Origin of the sequence: Sinobaca qinghaiensis (genome assembly GCF_003610495.1) — a bacterium.
In the GTDB taxonomy this organism is placed as follows: domain Bacteria; phylum Bacillota; class Bacilli; order Bacillales; family Marinococcaceae; genus Sinobaca; species Sinobaca qinghaiensis.
Window position 1 is genome coordinate 374,848 of record NZ_RAPK01000010.1, and the last position, 16,761, is coordinate 391,608.

Annotated in this window: 19 protein-coding genes; 5 read left to right on the plus strand and 14 right to left on the minus strand. The window is 47.6% G+C overall.

Features of this window, described 5'->3' with window-relative positions; translation table 11 throughout:
• Positions 1 to 10 precede the first annotated feature (10 nt).
• The 5 genes from ATL39_RS13810 to ATL39_RS13830 form a co-directional block, all read right to left on the minus strand.
• On the minus strand, positions 11 to 709 hold the full coding sequence (locus ATL39_RS13810) for an N-acetylmuramoyl-L-alanine amidase (RefSeq protein WP_120193935.1): 699 nt from the start codon (positions 707 to 709) through the stop codon (positions 11 to 13).
• Between the two features lie 3 nt (positions 710 to 712).
• Positions 713 to 1,558 (minus strand): ATP-binding protein, encoded by an 846-nt coding sequence (locus ATL39_RS13815; RefSeq protein ID WP_120193936.1) that lies wholly within the window; start codon positions 1,556 to 1,558, stop codon positions 713 to 715.
• Positions 1,500 to 2,246: a DnaD domain protein gene (locus ATL39_RS13820; protein ID WP_120193937.1), complete on the minus strand. Its 747-nt coding sequence runs from the start codon at positions 2,244 to 2,246 to the stop codon at positions 1,500 to 1,502. The genes ATL39_RS13815 and ATL39_RS13820 overlap by 59 nt, the downstream gene beginning before the upstream one ends.
• Before the next feature lie 92 nt (positions 2,247 to 2,338).
• A complete protein-coding gene (locus ATL39_RS13825; protein ID WP_120193938.1) occupies positions 2,339 to 2,554 on the minus strand; it encodes a helix-turn-helix domain-containing protein in 216 nt (71 codons plus the stop codon).
• Positions 2,517 to 2,795: a helix-turn-helix transcriptional regulator gene (locus ATL39_RS13830; RefSeq protein WP_120193939.1), complete on the minus strand. Its 279-nt coding sequence runs from the start codon at positions 2,793 to 2,795 to the stop codon at positions 2,517 to 2,519. Before ATL39_RS13830 ends, ATL39_RS13825 begins: the two co-directional genes overlap by 38 nt.
• 192 nt (positions 2,796 to 2,987) lie before the next feature.
• Between ATL39_RS13830 and ATL39_RS13835 the strand changes: the two genes are divergently transcribed.
• Together ATL39_RS13835 and ATL39_RS13840 are read left to right on the plus strand one after the other, a co-directional pair.
• On the plus strand, positions 2,988 to 3,611 hold the full coding sequence (locus ATL39_RS13835) for a helix-turn-helix domain-containing protein (RefSeq protein WP_120193940.1): 624 nt from the start codon (positions 2,988 to 2,990) through the stop codon (positions 3,609 to 3,611).
• Positions 3,612 to 3,691: 80 nt separating this feature from the next.
• The gene (locus ATL39_RS13840) at positions 3,692 to 4,858 is read left to right on the plus strand and encodes a site-specific integrase (protein ID WP_120193941.1); all 1,167 of its coding nucleotides are present in this window, start codon (positions 3,692 to 3,694) and stop codon (positions 4,856 to 4,858) included.
• Positions 4,859 to 4,954: 96 nt separating this feature from the next.
• On the opposite strand, the gene groL is transcribed toward ATL39_RS13840, so the two are convergent.
• Both groL and groES read right to left on the minus strand, forming a co-directional pair.
• The gene (groL, locus tag ATL39_RS13845) at positions 4,955 to 6,595 is read right to left on the minus strand and encodes a chaperonin GroEL (protein ID WP_120193942.1); all 1,641 of its coding nucleotides are present in this window, start codon (positions 6,593 to 6,595) and stop codon (positions 4,955 to 4,957) included.
• A gap of 69 nt (positions 6,596 to 6,664) precedes the next feature.
• The gene (gene groES, locus ATL39_RS13850) at positions 6,665 to 6,949 is read right to left on the minus strand and encodes a co-chaperone GroES (protein ID WP_120193943.1); all 285 of its coding nucleotides are present in this window, start codon (positions 6,947 to 6,949) and stop codon (positions 6,665 to 6,667) included.
• 359 nt (positions 6,950 to 7,308) lie between these two features.
• Here groES and ATL39_RS13855 point away from each other — a divergent pair, with 359 nt between their 5' ends.
• Positions 7,309 to 8,028: a CPBP family intramembrane glutamic endopeptidase gene (locus ATL39_RS13855; RefSeq protein ID WP_120193944.1), complete on the plus strand. Its 720-nt coding sequence runs from the start codon at positions 7,309 to 7,311 to the stop codon at positions 8,026 to 8,028.
• Positions 8,025 to 8,258, plus strand: coding sequence for a hypothetical protein (locus ATL39_RS13860; protein WP_120193945.1), 234 nt, complete (start codon positions 8,025 to 8,027; stop codon positions 8,256 to 8,258). The genes ATL39_RS13855 and ATL39_RS13860 overlap by 4 nt, the downstream gene beginning before the upstream one ends.
• A gap of 31 nt (positions 8,259 to 8,289) precedes the next feature.
• Here ATL39_RS13860 and ATL39_RS13865 read toward each other — a convergent pair whose 3' ends face one another.
• From ATL39_RS13865 to ATL39_RS13895, 7 genes are all read right to left on the minus strand, one after another.
• Complete coding sequence (locus tag ATL39_RS13865) at positions 8,290 to 9,312, minus strand: hypothetical protein (RefSeq protein WP_120193946.1); 1,023 nt, start codon at positions 9,310 to 9,312, stop codon at positions 8,290 to 8,292.
• Positions 9,309 to 10,538 carry a glycosyltransferase family 2 protein gene (locus ATL39_RS13870; protein WP_120193947.1) on the minus strand — a complete coding sequence of 410 codons (1,230 nt, stop codon included), beginning with the start codon at positions 10,536 to 10,538 and terminating at the stop codon, positions 9,309 to 9,311. Before ATL39_RS13870 ends, ATL39_RS13865 begins: the two co-directional genes overlap by 4 nt.
• 3 nt (positions 10,539 to 10,541) lie before the next feature.
• Positions 10,542 to 11,318, minus strand: a complete 777-nt coding sequence (locus ATL39_RS13875; RefSeq protein WP_120193948.1) for a hypothetical protein — start codon at positions 11,316 to 11,318, stop codon at positions 10,542 to 10,544.
• 1 nt (position 11,319) lies between these two features.
• Positions 11,320 to 12,438 carry a non-hydrolyzing UDP-N-acetylglucosamine 2-epimerase gene (gene wecB / locus ATL39_RS13880; protein ID WP_211326994.1) on the minus strand — a complete coding sequence of 373 codons (1,119 nt, stop codon included), beginning with the start codon at positions 12,436 to 12,438 and terminating at the stop codon, positions 11,320 to 11,322.
• A gap of 155 nt (positions 12,439 to 12,593) precedes the next feature.
• On the minus strand, positions 12,594 to 13,379 hold the full coding sequence (gene tatC / locus ATL39_RS13885) for a twin-arginine translocase subunit TatC (protein WP_245961000.1): 786 nt from the start codon (positions 13,377 to 13,379) through the stop codon (positions 12,594 to 12,596).
• Between the two features lie 31 nt (positions 13,380 to 13,410).
• On the minus strand, positions 13,411 to 13,608 hold the full coding sequence (locus ATL39_RS13890; protein WP_120193951.1) for a twin-arginine translocase TatA/TatE family subunit: 198 nt from the start codon (positions 13,606 to 13,608) through the stop codon (positions 13,411 to 13,413).
• Positions 13,609 to 13,646: 38 nt separating this feature from the next.
• Positions 13,647 to 14,294: a redox-sensing transcriptional repressor Rex gene (locus tag ATL39_RS13895; RefSeq protein ID WP_120193952.1), complete on the minus strand. Its 648-nt coding sequence runs from the start codon at positions 14,292 to 14,294 to the stop codon at positions 13,647 to 13,649.
• A 274-nt stretch (positions 14,295 to 14,568) separates the two neighbouring features.
• On the opposite strand from ATL39_RS13895, the gene ATL39_RS13900 reads away from it, so the two are divergent.
• Positions 14,569 to 16,509, plus strand: a complete 1,941-nt coding sequence (locus ATL39_RS13900; RefSeq protein ID WP_120193953.1) for an ABC-F family ATP-binding cassette domain-containing protein — start codon at positions 14,569 to 14,571, stop codon at positions 16,507 to 16,509.
• Positions 16,510 to 16,761 lie beyond the last annotated feature (252 nt).

Below are 16,761 nucleotides of genomic sequence, written 5' to 3' on the forward strand. Positions count from 1 at the left end.
TAAATACCTCCTATAGTTGTTGTACTTCAATTTTTGTAGCTGTTTTTAGATGCTGCTCGACTTGAGCCAATACGTTCTCCGTTTCTTTATAAGCGCCTATTTGTTTATCGTTAATAAGGATCCTGTACGCTCGTTCTCCTTTAAAAGCAGGAGCGGGACTTGTACGTGTTGGAGTGAGTCTTAACAGCTTCATCAGGCCGTTAACATGCCCCTGGGCGATGGCCTTGAGAACAGTGGCATCTTTTAATCGCAGGCTGTCTTTTGGATGATCAATAAATAAATTTTCTGTTAGGACAGCGGGCATTCTCGTGCTCCGTAGTACCGCAAAGTTTGCTTCTTTCATCCCTCTATCTTTCTCATACAAACGAGTCGCAATTTCCTCATGTACAGCCTTCTGATACTCTTTCGTTTTGCTGCCTGCTTTCGTAAAAGTAAAGGTCTCAAACCCGCTGCCGCCTCCAGCGTTAATATGAATCGACAGAAAGTAATCCGCTCCCCAGGCATTGGCCAGCTCGGCTCTCCCCTCTAACGAAACAAAGGTATCTCTCTCCCGTGTCATTCGTACATCCACATGGTAGTTCTGCAGTAGCGTTTGTTGGATATGCTTCGCTATTGTTAGTACTAAATTCTTCTCCTGAAGACCGTTAGCAACCGCTCCTGGATCCCTGCCTCCGTGTCCTGGATCAATCATGATTTTCACTTTTTCCATATGCTATTCGTTCCTTTCATTTTGTATTGTCGTAAATTGTCGTAACCGGTGATCCGCTCCGTTTAGTGTTAGAACCTGGGTATGCTGCATCATCCGTGAAAAATTACGCTCGCCTATCTTTCGCTGCAGATCTCGCCCATTTAGGTTCGTCGTGAATATCGTATGTTTTCCAATACGACTATCTACGATCTCAAACACTTTCGACGTGCTCCAGCTTCCGCTGTGATCGGACCCGTGCTCTGCTCCTATGTCATCCAGCACTAAACAGTCTGCTTGTTCCAGTACGGTTAACAAATCGTCCTCAGCATATTGGCTATTCTTGTTATAAGTCGCTTTTAATTTAGTCAGCAACTTGGGAACCGATATAAAGATGCCCGTATGTCCTTGATCCAATACCCCTTTTAATACCGAGACCGCTAGATGCGATTTACCTAAGCCGTATGAACCTGTTAACAAGAGATTACCTGGAGCAGTTAATGAAAAATGCTCTGTATACGACTCTGTACTCTGCTTGGCCACCACCTGGGAATCATTTTTAGGTACATAGCTCTCAAATACACTTTCTTTCAAATCAGCATTGATTAAACTATTCTGGTCGAACAGCTGAAACAGCTTTTCCTTTTCCCGCTTTGCCTTGTTACGGAGCACCTGCCTTCCTATCTCTATGTCCTCGCATCGGCACCCATAGGTGACTTCAATACGCTTTCCTTTATTTGGGCCAAAAGGCATAATGACTCTTCGCAAAATCACTCGTTCGCTGCATCCCTCACACTGGAAGCGGCGAATGATATTAGAATCCGAAATCGTATCCTTTATCGCCGGCGGCAGATGATCGCTTGCTTGTATCACGGCTTACTCCTCCTTTACTTTGCTTTGGAAAGGGAGTAACCCGTTTATTCCTTTTGTCTTGTTCCGCTTGTATAGCATCTAAAGTAAATAAGCGTTTTGTCTCCCAGTCTTGAAGAATTCTTGATACGTATTTCCAGTTACGCACGTTCTGCAGGAGAGCGATCTTCATCGCTTCAATCACTACTTCTTCCGGCTCTTCAAACGAGGTATTCGTTAACCAGCTGTTCATGCTATCGCTGATAAACGGAGAAAGCATCCCAAATCCATTTTTCTCAAAAAATTGAAAGCAATTGATTGATGTTTCGTTTTGTATTGTTTGTTTATGTTTAATTAATGGGGACACATTCCCTCCCAAATTGCCTGCAGTACTCTCTGCATTACTGTCTGCAAAAGAGTGTGCATAGGTTACTGCACGTGTATACAGCACATACACAGCCGCTTGATTGCCACGTCTGCTGGAGAAGTCTATATACCCTTTTTGCTTCAGTTCGTTACGTGCATTGTAAAACGATCGTTCTTTTACACCGGCCTTGATGCATACGACTGATACAGCCACGGAGAAATTTTTTGGCCATCCGGCTTTGTTGCAGATATGCATTAAGGCATGCCATATCGCAATAGCTGACCCGCTCAGTGGATTAGTCTCCTGCTGATCATAAAAGGCATTTAGTTCTTTTAAGTAATTCATAAACCCCCCTGGTGCTATGTTTTTCTTATTGGTTTGAGAGATAAGGAAAAGAGAAATGCTAAGAGGATGTTGCGAAGGGAAATTGAGGTGGATTATACGTTAACGATATCTTGTGCCGGCTTATTTGCCTGCGACTCGAGCCAAGAGAAGAAAGCTTCCCGCTGCACTCGCTTTAACCGTCCCATACGTAGAAGTGGAAAATCTGTGAGTTCCATCAACTCATACGCTACTCGCTTCGAGCAACCGATGATGTCCGCTACGTGCTCTACTTTAAGCAAAAGTGGAAAGTCGTTCATTGTCTGCTGCATTACTCTGCCCTCCTTTTAAACTCATATAGAACTCTTTGTAGACTTCCTCATAAAATAACCACTCTACCGAAACGCCAAACCGATGAGCCAACCGTAACTTATAAATTCCTTTCGGCTCTTTTGTGCCTGATTCGATATGAGCAATCATGCTCTGTGACAGTCCCACACTTTTACCAAGCTCTGTTTGGGTGAGGTTAAATCGTTGACGCAATTCCATAAAGCGAAGGTTTCTTGTGTCCATTAGTGCCCCCTTGATAAGTACTTAAAGTGATAGTGCAAAATTAGAATACATTACATTAACGGTTAATTCAATAAAATTATTACAAAAAGTGTTATATTAATTGAAAATATTACTTAAAGTGATATAATGAAATTAATTTTATGACTATCCGTTATAAAAGAAGTCTTTTAATAAAGAGGAGCGGGATAAGAAGTGGCAAGCTTTGGTGAACGTCTTAAAACATTTCGCTTACAAAAAGAACTATCGCAAGCCGATTTAGCAAGAGCTTTAGATGTATCCCAAACAACTATTGCATCATATGAACGAGGCGATAGACGACCTCGTCAGAATTTAATGGTTAAGATTGCTCAATACTTCTCTGTATCTCCAAACGAGCTGCTCGGTTACGAAAAAAGCCAAGAGAATTATGCTATTGAAGGATTGTTAACCGTACCGGTATTTGATTATCTTCCTTACGAGACTTCCTTAAAAGATACCGATTATATTACGCGTTACGCCTACTTACCGGACGATGGTCAGTATAACGTAGAAAAGCTATTTTTCTTCATTACACCAGACAACGCGATGGAAGGCTATAGTCGTATTCAATATGGGGATACATTGATCGTACATGGCAAAGAGGAAATTAAAGACGGAGATATTGCTGTTCTCCATATCAACGAATCGGAAGCGGTTATCAGGCGGGTATACAACCAGGCTAATTCAGACAATCTATTACTCATACCAGACAATGCGTATTATAATCCCCTCTCCCTCCCTACTAGCGAGGTTAAAATACGAGGCAAAGTAGTACAAGTTATCTTTTCACCAAAATAAAGAGAGAATTTCTTTAAGGAGGTGATGACAGTAAGACATTTACAAGTAAACATTTCATCTATTGAAAGGAGTTAGTCAAGGTGAAGGGCCATGTTTATAAAAGAGGAAAAACCTGGACGTACACAGTCGATCTCGGGAAGAATCCTGCTACTGGAAAAAGACAGCAAAAAAGTAAAGGCGGCTTCAAAACAAAAAAAGAAGCCCAGGCAGCATCTATTAAAGCTCAACAAGAGATAAACGAAGAGACTTTTGTTGATGAGCAGGCTATTTTATTTAAAGATTTCGCAGATCAATGGTTAAATATGTACGCCTCTTCCGTAAAAGTAAGTTCTGTTCGTGTAAGAAAAATTGAAATGAAGCGTCTCTGCGATTACTTTGGTTATGTAAAATTAAAAGATATTAACGGCGTTCGTTATCAAAAGGTATTATACGATCTGCAACAGAAGGGATATTCCAATTCTAGTATTGATGGCGTGCATAGTACCGGGCGCATGATATTTAAGAAAGCATTGGAATTTGAGTTAATAAAAAAGAACCCTACAGAGTTTGCTAAGGTCCCTAGAAAAATCGACTCGGTTCAAGAATTAGAAACAAGAAACAAGGATATTAAATACCTGGAGAAACATGAATTAGCAGCCTTTTTAAAAGCAGCCAAAAATGAAGGCCTGCAGTATGACTACCTCATCTTCTCTTTACTAGCCTATAGCGGTATGAGAGCAGGTGAACTATTAGCTTTAAAATGGAACGATATTAATTTTAACGAGTCGACTATTAATATAACGAAAACACTATACAACCCTAAGAATAGAGAAAAAGAATTTGAGCTGCTCACACCGAAAACGAGCGGGTCGGTCCGGAAGATAAAAATAGATGAAGACATTCTTTCGCTTTTGAAAAAGCATAAGAAAGAACAAACCGAGTGGAAGATGATGACTCGTGATGAGTATGTAGACCAAAATTTTATTATTACTCGTATGAGCGGGTATCCAGAGACGATTAAGAAAATTGCTATTCGAATGAAACGTTTATTGAAGTTAATAAAAATTGAAAGAAACTTAACTCCTCACTCTTTCAGGCACACTCATACCTCTCTTCTTATTGAGGCTGGAGTCGGTATTAAAGAAATTCAACAACGACTTGGCCACACCGATATTGAAACCACAATGAACATTTATGCTCACATGACAAAAGAAATGGAAGAAAAAGCTTCCCACAAGTTCAGTGAACTCATGAGAAGCTTAAAATGAAAATTCTTCAATTGTTAGCAAAATGTTAGCATTTGCCTCATTTTATCCTCTTTTATCAAGAAGAATCCCTATTACATAAGGGTTATGAGAGCGACATTACATCATGCCGCCCATTCCGCCCATGCCACCGCTCATGTCGGGCATGCCGCCGCCGTAGTCACTGCTGGACTCCGGCTTTTCTGCGATTACTGCCTCAGTTGTGAGGAACATCGCAGATACGGAAGATGCGTGCTGTAGTGCAGAACGGGTTACTTTTGTAGGGTCGACGATGCCGGCCTCTACCATGTTTACCCATTCGTTGGTTGCGGCGTTAAAGCCGATGCCAATTTCTTCGTGCTTCATTTTCTCAACGATAACGGAGCCTTCAAGGCCTGCGTTAAGCGCGATCTGGCGAAGCGGCTCTTCTAGTGCACGAACCACGATGGATACGCCTGTTGCTTCGTCGCCTTCTGCTTCGATAGCGGCAACCGTCTTGTATACGTTCATAAGCGCGGTACCACCACCGGATACGATACCTTCTTCTACCGCTGCACGCGTAGAGTTCAAGGCGTCTTCGATGCGGAGCTTACGCTCTTTCATTTCTGTTTCGGATGCGGCTCCAACTTTCACGACAGCGACACCGCCGGAAAGCTTAGCAAGGCGCTCCTGAAGTTTTTCTTTATCGAATTCAGAAGTTGTTTCTTCGATCTGGGATTTAATCTGGTTCACACGGTTGGAAATCTGATCCGGCTGGCCATTTCCTTCCACGATCGTTGTGTTGTCTTTATCAATGGTAATCTTGTTGGCATTACCAAGCATGTCGACTGTAGCTGTCTTCAGGTCAAGGCCTGTATCTTCCGTAATAACCGTACCGCCTGTAAGCGTTGCGATGTCTTCAAGCATTGCTTTACGGCGATCGCCGAATCCAGGTGCTTTAACAGCTACTGCGTTGAAAGTGCCGCGGAGCTTGTTTACTACAAGTGTAGCAAGCGCTTCGCCTTCTACGTCTTCTGCAATAATAAGGATTGGACGGCTCTGCTGAACCACCTGCTCGAGTACCGGAAGAACTTCCTGGATGTTGGAGATCTTCTTGTCGGTAATAAGAATGTACGGGTTATCAAGCTCAGCCGTCATCTTATCGGAATCCGTCACCATGTAAGGAGACGCATAGCCGCGGTCAAACTGCATACCTTCTACAACTTCAAGCTCTGTATCAAGTCCACGGGACTCTTCTACTGTGATAACGCCGTCGTTTCCAACGCGCTCCATCGCTTCTGCGATAATTTCGCCGACTTCGTCGGATGCAGAAGAAATAGCTGCTACCTGTGCGATTGACTCACGGCCTTCGATTGGCTTCGAGATCTTCTGCAGTTCATCTACAGCAAGCTTCGTTGCTTTCTCGATACCTTTGCGGATACCCATTGGGTTTGCGCCGGATGTTACGTTCTTCAGGCCTTCCTGGATCATAGCCTGGGCAAGAACGGTTGCTGTTGTCGTACCGTCACCGGCAATGTCGTTTGTTTTGCTTGCTACTTCGGATACGAGCTGCGCGCCCATGTTCTCGAAGTTATCTTCTAATTCGATTTCTTTTGCGATCGTTACACCATCATTGGTGATAAGCGGGGAACCGAATTTTTTCTCAAGAACAACGTTGCGTCCTTTCGGTCCAAGCGTTACTTTTACTGCGTTAGCTAGTTCGTCAACACCGCGCAGCATTGAGCGGCGGGCGTCTTCGCGGAACTTAATATCTTTAGCCATTAATTGTACCCTCCTGAGTGCGTATTTGTTTCGTTAGGTGCTGCTTTTATACGTGCATGCATGGAATGATTAGTTTACGACTGCAAGAATGTCGCTTTCACGGATGATTAAGTACTCCGTACCGTCAAACTTTACTTCTGTTCCGGAATATTTGGAATAAATCACTTTATCGCCTTCGTTTACTTCAAGCGGGCGTCTTTCTCCGTTGTCTTTCACTGCACCGGATCCAACCGCTACTACTTTGCCTTCCTGCGGTTTTTCCTGGGCAGATCCCGGCAGGACAATACCGCCTTTAGTAGTTTCTTCTGATTCAACTTGCTCAATAATAATACGGTCACCTAGTGGCTTTAACAAGGTAGAACCCTCCTTCAGAGTTAGCGTAAAGTCACGGCGTCCCTTGAAAAAACGGGCGCTGGCCTTTACTGTTTTTTCATTTTTAGCACTCGGATGTGCTGAGTGCTAATCCACTTATTATATTAATCATTCTGCTTTTGTTTTGCAAGCCCCTGCCGAAAAAAAGTTTCTGCTTTTTCGCACCGGACCCTTTCTTCTTGTTCCCGTCCTCTCTGATTTTTAATCTTATTTTCTCTTCGTCTTCACAATTGTTTCACATGCATTATCGTAAGGGATCTGCCGCCTGCTGTGGTACAATGACGGTTGGTACGGCTTAAAAGCCGCTGAACGATTTTACTTATGTTAAGGAGTGGACGTTATTGAATAAGCGATATTGGGCGATTCTGGTGACGTATATTGCTATGCAGCTCTCCGGTATTCTTGGCATTCCGCTGCTGCTTGCAACCGGAATGGATACCACGCAGAGCGTTGCTGTATGGAGTATATTCAGCTTTATCGCCGCCCTGGTAGTCATGCTTCTGCTGTTAATACCGGAGCGTAAAGCCAGGCCCCATCCTAAATTAAAACGAACCACCGTCGGGGACGCGGTGCTGTGGAGCTTTCTTGGTATTCTGCTCGCCTTCGTCGCCCAGTATGTGGCGGTGATCATTGAAACAGCCCTTTTCAACGTCGAACCCGGCTCGGAAAACACGCAGCAAATCGTCGAGATGGTTCAAATGGTGCCGGTCTTCGCTCTTGTCGTGGCTGTGGTCGGCCCGATCTTAGAAGAGCTCGTTTTCCGCAAGGTGCTGTTCGGTGCGCTCTACCGCCGCATGAACTTTATCTTTGCGGCGTTAATCAGCTCCGTCATCTTCGCGGCAGTACACCTTGATTTCACGCATCTCTTAATTTATACCGCTGTCGGTTTTACGTTTTCCTTCCTTTATGTAAAAACCGGACGGATTCTCGTACCGATTATTGCCCACGTGGCGATGAACGCGTTTGTGGTTGTGACGCAGGTGATCTTCGCGGATCAGCTGGAAGAAATTATCCGTGAAGCGGAACAAGCCGCGCTGATTATTGGAGGATTGTTTCTATGATGTCTCCGCTGACGATGTCGATGATTTACTTTGGAATAGCCGGCTTCTGTATTTTCCTTGGCCTTCAGTTTGCCGGGGAGTACGGAATGTGGAGCGTGATGAGCGTGGCACTTGCTGCCATCGCCACGTTCGACCTTATGCTCGGACACCGCTTCTGGGTGCTTCATAAACGCATGAAAGCATCAGACAACCCGGAAAAGAAAGACAATAACGATAAAAAAGATCAATAAAAAGAAGCACCCCGCGCGGGTGCTTCTTTTTTTATTCTTCTGCCGCCTGCGTTTCTTTCTCCAGCCGCTCTAACGCCGTTTCTGCAAGGATATAATCAAAAAAGTGGGCTTCTGTGGATACCTGTTCGGGCTCGTGAACGTTTTCGAGCGGTTCTTTCCAGTCTGCCGCTTTTTCCATGTCTCCTTTGTCAAGAAAGTGCAGCATAATCAAGGCGTATACGGCGGGTGCTTCGTAGGCGACCGACTCTTCCATCGTTGTTCGGTCGTAGCGACCCGTCAGCCTCCCGTTCGTTTCATAAGTGTCATACAGCCAGTTTTCCAACGGCTGCACCTCCCCGGTGACCGCCTCCATCTGCTGCATGATCAGCACCTGGTCAATCAGGTTCACTTCGCCTTCCGTATAAAATTCTTTCTCCTGTTCCGCAACGTTATACCGTTCGTAGTAGTAGAGGCTGTCATCCAGGGCAGCACGTGTAACACCTTCAAGCGAAGCCCCGTCCCACCCGAAGCTTTCCCAGGCAGCAGCGGAAAAGTAGCTGAAGTGCACTTCCTGGGAGAGGGATCCGGACGGCCAGTCGTAAAAATCATGCCATTCGCCCTCGTCATACTGATAATGATAGACCGCCTGCTGAATGGACTCCGATAGCTCCTGATACGACTCTTCACCGAACAGTTCGGCACCACGCTGCAGCGCATAGGCAATACGGACATCGTCAATCAGTGCGTTGACGGAAATATCCTCCTCCACCTTCCATTTAAGAAGCGTCCCATTCTCAAGCTCTTCGGTGAACTCGGACAGGCGCTCCACTTCTGCCGCAAAGGCGTCCCCGTCTTCGATGACGAGCAGGTAGTCCAAATACAGGCCGATCGATTCAGACAGGTATTCCGTGTTACCTTCCCCGTCCGGGTAATTGGCGATCAATCCGTTGTCTCCCCGATATCTGTCTTCTACTACCGTCACGGTTTCATCCTCCTCCCTATCCGGCAGAAACAGCCAGACGGCTGCCAGGCCGCTGCCGATAATCAAAAGTACGGCAATCATCCATTTTTTCACGAATTCTCTCCTTTAAAGCGTTCTGTTTTGTCCCAGAGTATGGTGCGCTTTCGTATTCGGCTCGCAAAGTAGGAGAAAAAGCTTTTCGCGAGCAGTACGAGAAACAGCTGGGCGTACGTAAAATACATAATGCCCCCTACTGCCACCTGAAAGCTCCCGGCATCTTTTTCCAGCACCTGTGCACTGAGAATCTGGCTCGTATATACAATATAGCTCATAAACCAGACCATTAACAGCGGAACCGCCAGAGACACCGACACCACATCAAACAGGCTGAGAATCAGCAGCACATTGGAGACAAACAGCACGACCACAAAAAAGAAATACGTCGCAATATGCTGGATCGAATGAATCAATGTCGTCCGGTTCCAGAACGAAGCGTCCTTTAATGACTTTTCCAACAAATAAATGTTTCCGATCAGCCAGCGCGTGCGCTGCCGGATAAAAATCCGCAGCTGCTCGGGCTCCTGTTCCCACGTTCTCGCTTCCGGCACGACGGGAAGGCGCCAGCCTTTCGAGGCCACCCGGATCGTCAGCTCCGCATCTTCGGCAAGCGCGTATTCATCATAGCCACCGAGCTCTTCGAGGGCGCTTACTTTTAGGAGCATGTTCGTCCCGGCAAGCGATCCCATCTTCCACCAGTGCCAGCGTCCGCTCTGCATCAGCAGCTGAAACACTTCAAATTCGAGCGCAATCATGCGCGTCAGCAGGTTTTTCCGGGCGTTGACTGTCTTCACATAGCCGACGGCTCCGACCGCTTTTTTCGTCTGCACGGCAGCCTCCACCAGCTTCTGTACCGCATCCGGCTCGGGCTGGTTATCCGCGTCATAAACGAGAAAATATTCGGTATCAATAAACGACAGACCGTGATTCAGTACTCTTGATTTCCCTTTCGGCTCACCCGGCGGCACCTGGACATAGTGAATACGGGAAAAAAGCCGGCTGTACTCCCGGCCGATCGCTTCTGTATCATCACTGGAATTGTCATCAAGCAGAATCACCTGCAGCCTGCCCGGATACTCGAGCGCCTGCATCGCCTGCAGCGTATACTGCATCACGACGCCTTCGTTATGTGCCGGAATCAGAATGGACACCGACGGATAGTCATCGAGCTTTTCAAACGGGTAGATTCTTCTCCGGTGAATAACACCGCCTACTGCCAGCCATGAATAGTAAATTAATAATACCCAGAAAAACGTCATTGCCGTAATGAAAAATATATCCATCGTTCAGGCTTCCTTTCTCACCCGGTACAGCTGCGCTGCGGACGTGTGGAAATCATATTCTTCCATATAAGAGGAATATACGTCATAGGGCGGCTCCTCCGCTGCCATGATTTTCTGCCGGTTTTCGTCCAGGCGGTTTTTGACAATCCCCACGCCGGTTTCATCCGTATTCTGCAGGAAAACAGAAAAGCTTCCGTCCTGATTAATCGTTGCCATATCGTACTGGGCTCGTATCGACTCCAGAATGACCCCACTCATGCTTTTCTGCAGGGCCGCCGTCGCATAAACCTGCGGCTTCAGCACAATGTGAAGCAGGTAGCCTGATTCTCCGCGTCTTTTCATGCCGGTAAGCATTAATTCCACCCGGCTTTCAAACTCGGAGATCGACAGCAGCATCGAAGAAGGCTCGTATTTTTTCAGCTCGTCCACCTGCTTTTCGAGAGCCGCATGTTCGGCAAGCAGCGTTTTGAACGAAGCAAAGAACAGCCAGACGCTCACCGTAAAAAGGCTGAACAGAATATGGTGGCTGATGAGCGTAAGCTGGGCAGGCGCACTTGCGAAAAACACGCTCCAGCCCGTTAAGTAAAAGCCGTATAAAAGAATCAGCGACAGCGCCGCCGGAAAAATATACCTTTTTGGGAGCAGCGCCATTCCTGCCACCGCCGCGAGAACAAGCATCATCGAAATAGCCTGCAGCAGCGCGCCCCCCACTTGAAACATGAGCAGAAGACACAAAGTCATAATCGTAAACAGGATAGTCATGGATACCGTCGGCTTCATCTTACGCCTCCTTCAGGGCAAATAAATGTTCAATAATGTCTACAATACGAACCGATGCCCGGCCGTCTCCGTAAGGATTCGGCCGATCCGCCATATCCGTGTAGGCCGCTTCGTCCTCGAGCAGCCGCGATGCCTCACGGACAATAACATCAGGGGATGTGCCGACGAGCTTAAGTACGCCAGCTTCGACCCCTTCCGGCCGCTCGGTATTTTCTCTCAGCACGAGCACCGGGACGCCGAAGGAAGGAGCCTCCTCCTGAATGCCCCCGGAATCCGTTAAAATCAGCGCAGCTCTTGAAGCAATATTATGAAAATCTACGGTTTCGAGCGGTTCGGTTAGATGAAGCCTTGGATTCTCTGTAAACATGTTATCCACAAGCGCGCGGATCTGCGGATTTTTATGAACAGGATAGACTACGTGCAGATTCGTAAATGCCTCGAGCAGCCGCTGAATGGCTGTAAAAATGCCCTTCATCCCGTCTCCTGCGTTTTCACGGCGGTGCGTCGTTAAAATAATAAACCGCTCCCCGCCTATCGCATCGAGAATCGGATGGGTGTAGTCCAGCCGTACAGACAGCGCGAGCGCATCAATGGCCGTATTGCCGGTCACAAAAATTGACTCCGGCGGTACGTTTTCCCGCAGCAGATTGTTCTCGGCGGCGGCCGTCGGGGCAAAATGCCAATCCGCTGCCGCGGCGGCAAGCTTCCGGTTCATTTCTTCCGGATAAGGAGAGAACTTATTACCTGTGCGAAGCCCGGCTTCCACATGACCGACCGGAATCTGCTGGTAAAACGCCGCTATGGAGGCGGCAAATGTGGTTGTCGTGTCGCCGTGCACGAGCACCAGATCCGGCTTTATCTCATGAAACAGCCGCTCCAGGCCTTCCAGCACCTTTACCGTAATTGTCGTCAGCGTCTGGCTCGGCTGCATAATGTGCAGATTATGATCTACCTCCAGCGTAAACGTCTCCAGCACCTGATCCAGCATTTCCTTATGCTGCCCCGTTACAATCAATGACGACGCCACCGACGTACGCTGATCCAGCTCTTTTAAAAGAGGTGCCATCTTTATTGCCTCCGGCCGGGTGCCGATCACTGTGACTACCTTAATCTTCTGCATGATTCCGCCTCATCTCCGTAACATAGTTACGCTATATATCGTAATTAATATGAAATTTTGAACAAAATATCAGGATTTATTTATCATAAATATATATAAATAGTCTTTTTATGAATAAACATAAAAAAAAGCCGCCCCAGGGGACAGCTTTTTTATTATCCATTATTCTGTTTATCGATTTCTTCCTGCCGGCGTTTCTGTTCTTCGAGTGCCCATTCTTCCATGCGCTGTTGCTCGGCCTTCAGTACTTTCTTATACGTCGACCTGGAAATAATAATGCTTATTTCATACAGCAGCAGGAGCGGCACGGTCACCATCAGATGCGAAACGATCTCCGGCGGCGTAATAAAGCCGGCCACGACAAGCAGCACGAAGTACGCGTACTTGCGCACCTTGCGCAGCCAGGCGGGCGTAATCATTCCGAGACGCGTCAGAAACATCACCACGACCGGGAGCTGAAACAGCAGCCCAAACGGCAGGGTGAGCTGGAACAGAAAGGAAAAATAGTCGTTCACTCCGTACTGTTCCGTCAGTCCCAGCCGCTCGGTCAGCGAGCTCAAAAAGCGGAGCACGTTCGGAAACAGAATAAAGTAAGCAAAAGCCAGTCCCCCGAAAAACAGGAACGTGGCAATCGGGATGTAGGAAAGGGTTGCTTTGCGCTCATTTTCCAGCAGGCCCGGAGCCACAAACGCCCAGAGCTGATGGAGCAGGAGCGGAAACACGAGTATCAGGCCGATCACAAAAGCGAAGTTCATATACAGCATCACCGGATCGGTCAGGCTGAAGACGTTCATCGGAAAATCTTCCGCTGCAGGAATGTTCTGCAGATACTCAATCACGCGCGGTGCAATAATCAGGCCGATAATCATGGCCGCAAGAAAAACGCTGCCGACCAGGATAATTCTCCTTCTCAGCTCCCCGAGGTGGTCATACAGCGTCATCTCTTCTTCTATAAGCGGCGGCTTCTGCTGATTACTTGGTTTCGCCGGTTTTTTGTTCGGATTTCTTTGGCTTCTCTTCATCGTCATCATCTGCCAGCCCCTTGGTTGCGTACTTAAATTCTCTCAAGGTGTTGCCCGCTGCCTTTCCAAGTTCCGGCAGCTTCTTTGGGCCGAATATGAGCAGTGCTACTATGGCAATCAGTGCAAGACTTCCTGGACCTATTGGCATGTTACAGCCTCCCTTTTTAAAATAAATCGGATACGTGCTTACGAATCGAGCGGGTAATTCCGTAAAAAGTAGACGAGTGTCTGCAGTTCAATCGATAAATCGATATGGTGCACCCTTATGTAAGGCGGCAGGGACAGGCGGGCCGGCGTGAAATTCAAAATTCCCTTAATGCCGGCGTCCACAATCTTTTCGGCGGTGGACTGGGCAAATTCGGCGGGAACCGTCAGGATCGCCACGCTTGGCTGTTCATCCTCAGGGGCCTTTTCGGTAAGCTGGTCGAGATGGAAAATCTCCACTCCGCCTACTTCCTTACCAACAACGTTCTCATTTACGTCAAAGGCCGAAACGATGCGTGTGTTATCGCTTCTGGAAAAATTATAGCGCAGAAGCGCGGTGCCGAGGTTACCGACTCCGACGAGGCAGACGTTTGTCCGCTCGTCCTGGTCCAGCGTTTTCCGGAAAAAGGACAGCAGGTAGGACACGTTATAGCCGTACCCTTTCTTGCCGAGTGCACCGAAGTAGGAAAAGTCCCGGCGGATCGTCGCCGAATCCACCTTCACCGCTTCGCTTAATTCTGTGGAAGACACCCTGGTTTTTCCGGAGGCATGCAGGTTTTCAAGAAATCGGTAGTACAGCGGCAGACGCTTCGCTGTAGCCTGTGGTATTTTTTGCTGGTCTGTATTCATTAGAAAGCCTCCAAAGGTCGCTGCCTGTATCAATCGGTACCAGGCATCGTTTGTATCGGGATCTCCCGGTATACACAGCATACCTGTTATCTGGGAGAAAGACGAACAGAAGGATTTCTGTTTACGCTTTCTTTTTTTATTGTACACCATATAAGCACGTATTGTCATAAGAATATGAAGGAAACCAGCCGTCTTTCTGTATCCTGAACAATCGCCTTTTCCCGTCAAATAAGCTAAACTAAAAGGTGAGACTTGTATAAAAGGATGGTTCTTGATGATTGCACTGCAGTGTATAGATATAACAAAGTCATTTGGCGCAGACACAATTCTGCATAACATAAAAATGGACGTAAAAGCCAAAGAGCGTGTCGCGCTTGTCGGGCGCAACGGCGCCGGCAAATCCACGCTTTTAAAAATCATTACCGGAGAGCTTGCGAGCGACTCCGGCCAGGTGGTCATTCCAAAAGACGTCGCGATCGGCTACCTCGATCAGCACAGCGGCCTCGACACCGACCGCTCCATCTGGGAGGAAATGCTGACGGTATTCACTGAACTCCGTAAAATGGAAAAAGATCTCCGCGGACTGGAAGAAAAAATGTCGGACCCGGCCCTTCTGGAAGAGCCGGCGGCCTATGAAAAGGTGCTGAGCGAATATGATTCGATGCAGCACACCTTTAAGGAACGCGGCGGCTACCAGTTTGAAGCCGATATCCGCGGCATTCTTTCCGGGCTCCGGTTCGGGGCGTTTGACTATGATACTTCAGTTAATGTGCTGAGTGGCGGACAGAAAACCCGCCTCGCCCTGGCCAAGCTTCTGCTTTCCAAGCCGGAGCTGCTGATTCTCGATGAGCCGACCAACCACCTCGATATCGATACGCTCCGCTGGCTGGAGCAGTATCTGTCCGGCTACGACGGTGCGGTGCTGATCGTTTCCCACGACCGCTATTTTCTCGATAAAATTGTCCAAAAGGTGTATGAAATTGCCTGGAACCGGGCTTCGCTGTATCAGGGAAACTACAGCTACTATATAGAAGAAAAAGCGTTCCGCTACGAACAGGAGCTCAAAACCTTTGAAAAGCAGCAAAAGGAAATTGCCGAGCTCGAGGACTTCGTGCAGCGCAATATTGCGCGAGCTTCCACGACTAAACGGGCGCAGAGCCGCCGCAAAAAGCTGGAAAAAATGGACCGCGCCGGAAAGCCTGACGGCGACCGGAAATCCGCGTCGTTTTCGTTTTCCATTGATAAAGAAAGCGGCAATGATGTGCTCATGATCGAGAACGTACAGATCGGCTATCCGGGAGCGGAGCCCATTATTAACAATCTGAGCCTGAACGTAAAAAAAGGCGAAAGCGTAGCGCTGATCGGCCAGAACGGGGTCGGCAAATCCACCCTTCTTAAAGCCCTGAAAGGAGATCTTCCCCTGCAGGACGGCACGATCCGGCTCGGAAGCAAAGTGAAGATCGGCTACTATGACCAGGAACAGGCAGATCTGAACACAAACAAGGATGTCCTGCACGAGCTTTGGGACGATTATCCACAGACGATGGAAAAAGATATCCGTACGGTTCTCGGAAACTTCCTGTTTACCCAGGAAGACGTACTGAAAAAGGTGTACGACCTAAGCGGCGGCGAAAAAGCCCGGCTTGCGCTTGCCAAGCTGATGATGCAGAAACCAAACGTTCTGTTATTTGATGAGCCGACCAACCACCTTGACCTCGACAGCAAGGAAGTTCTCGAGAGTGCGCTGATCGACTATCCGGGCACGCTCGTCTTCGTTTCCCACGACCGTTATTTTCTTAACCGGATGGCTACACGGATTGTGGAGCTGTCCCCGGGCGGCCTCCGCGACTATATCGGCGATTACGATTACTTCATTGCCCGCGTAGAGGACGAAAAGGAACGCGAAGCCATCCGCCGGGAGGAAGCGGCCGAAACGACCCCTGCTTCAGCCGGTGCCCCTGCTGTTAAAACAAGCTTTCAGCAGGACAAAGATGCCAAGAAAAACGAACGCAGGCGTCTGCGGCAGATTGAAACGATTGAAGCTTCTATTGAAGAGCTCGAATCCAGAATTGAAGAACACGAGCAGCAGCTTCTCGACCCCGATGTCTACAGCGACCACGAAAAGGCCGCCTCGATTCAGGCTTCTTCGCAGGAGCTGAAAACAGCCCTCGACCAGCAGATGGAAGAATGGGAAATGCTGCAGGAAGAAGAATAACGTACAGTAAAATAAGAGATAATAAGCATACCGCCTGCAGGATTTATTTTCCTGTCAAGCGGTTCTTTTTTCGAAATCCACACTTATACACACTATCCACAGAGTTGTGCACAGCCCCCTCTGCTTTCTATCCGGTGCTGCTGTGGTTATCCACATTTTCACCGAGTTATCAACAGATTTGCAATCAACAGGTTAAATCCTTATATACCAGTACTTTATTCTGTTTTTCTGAATATTTAAAGAAGACTTATC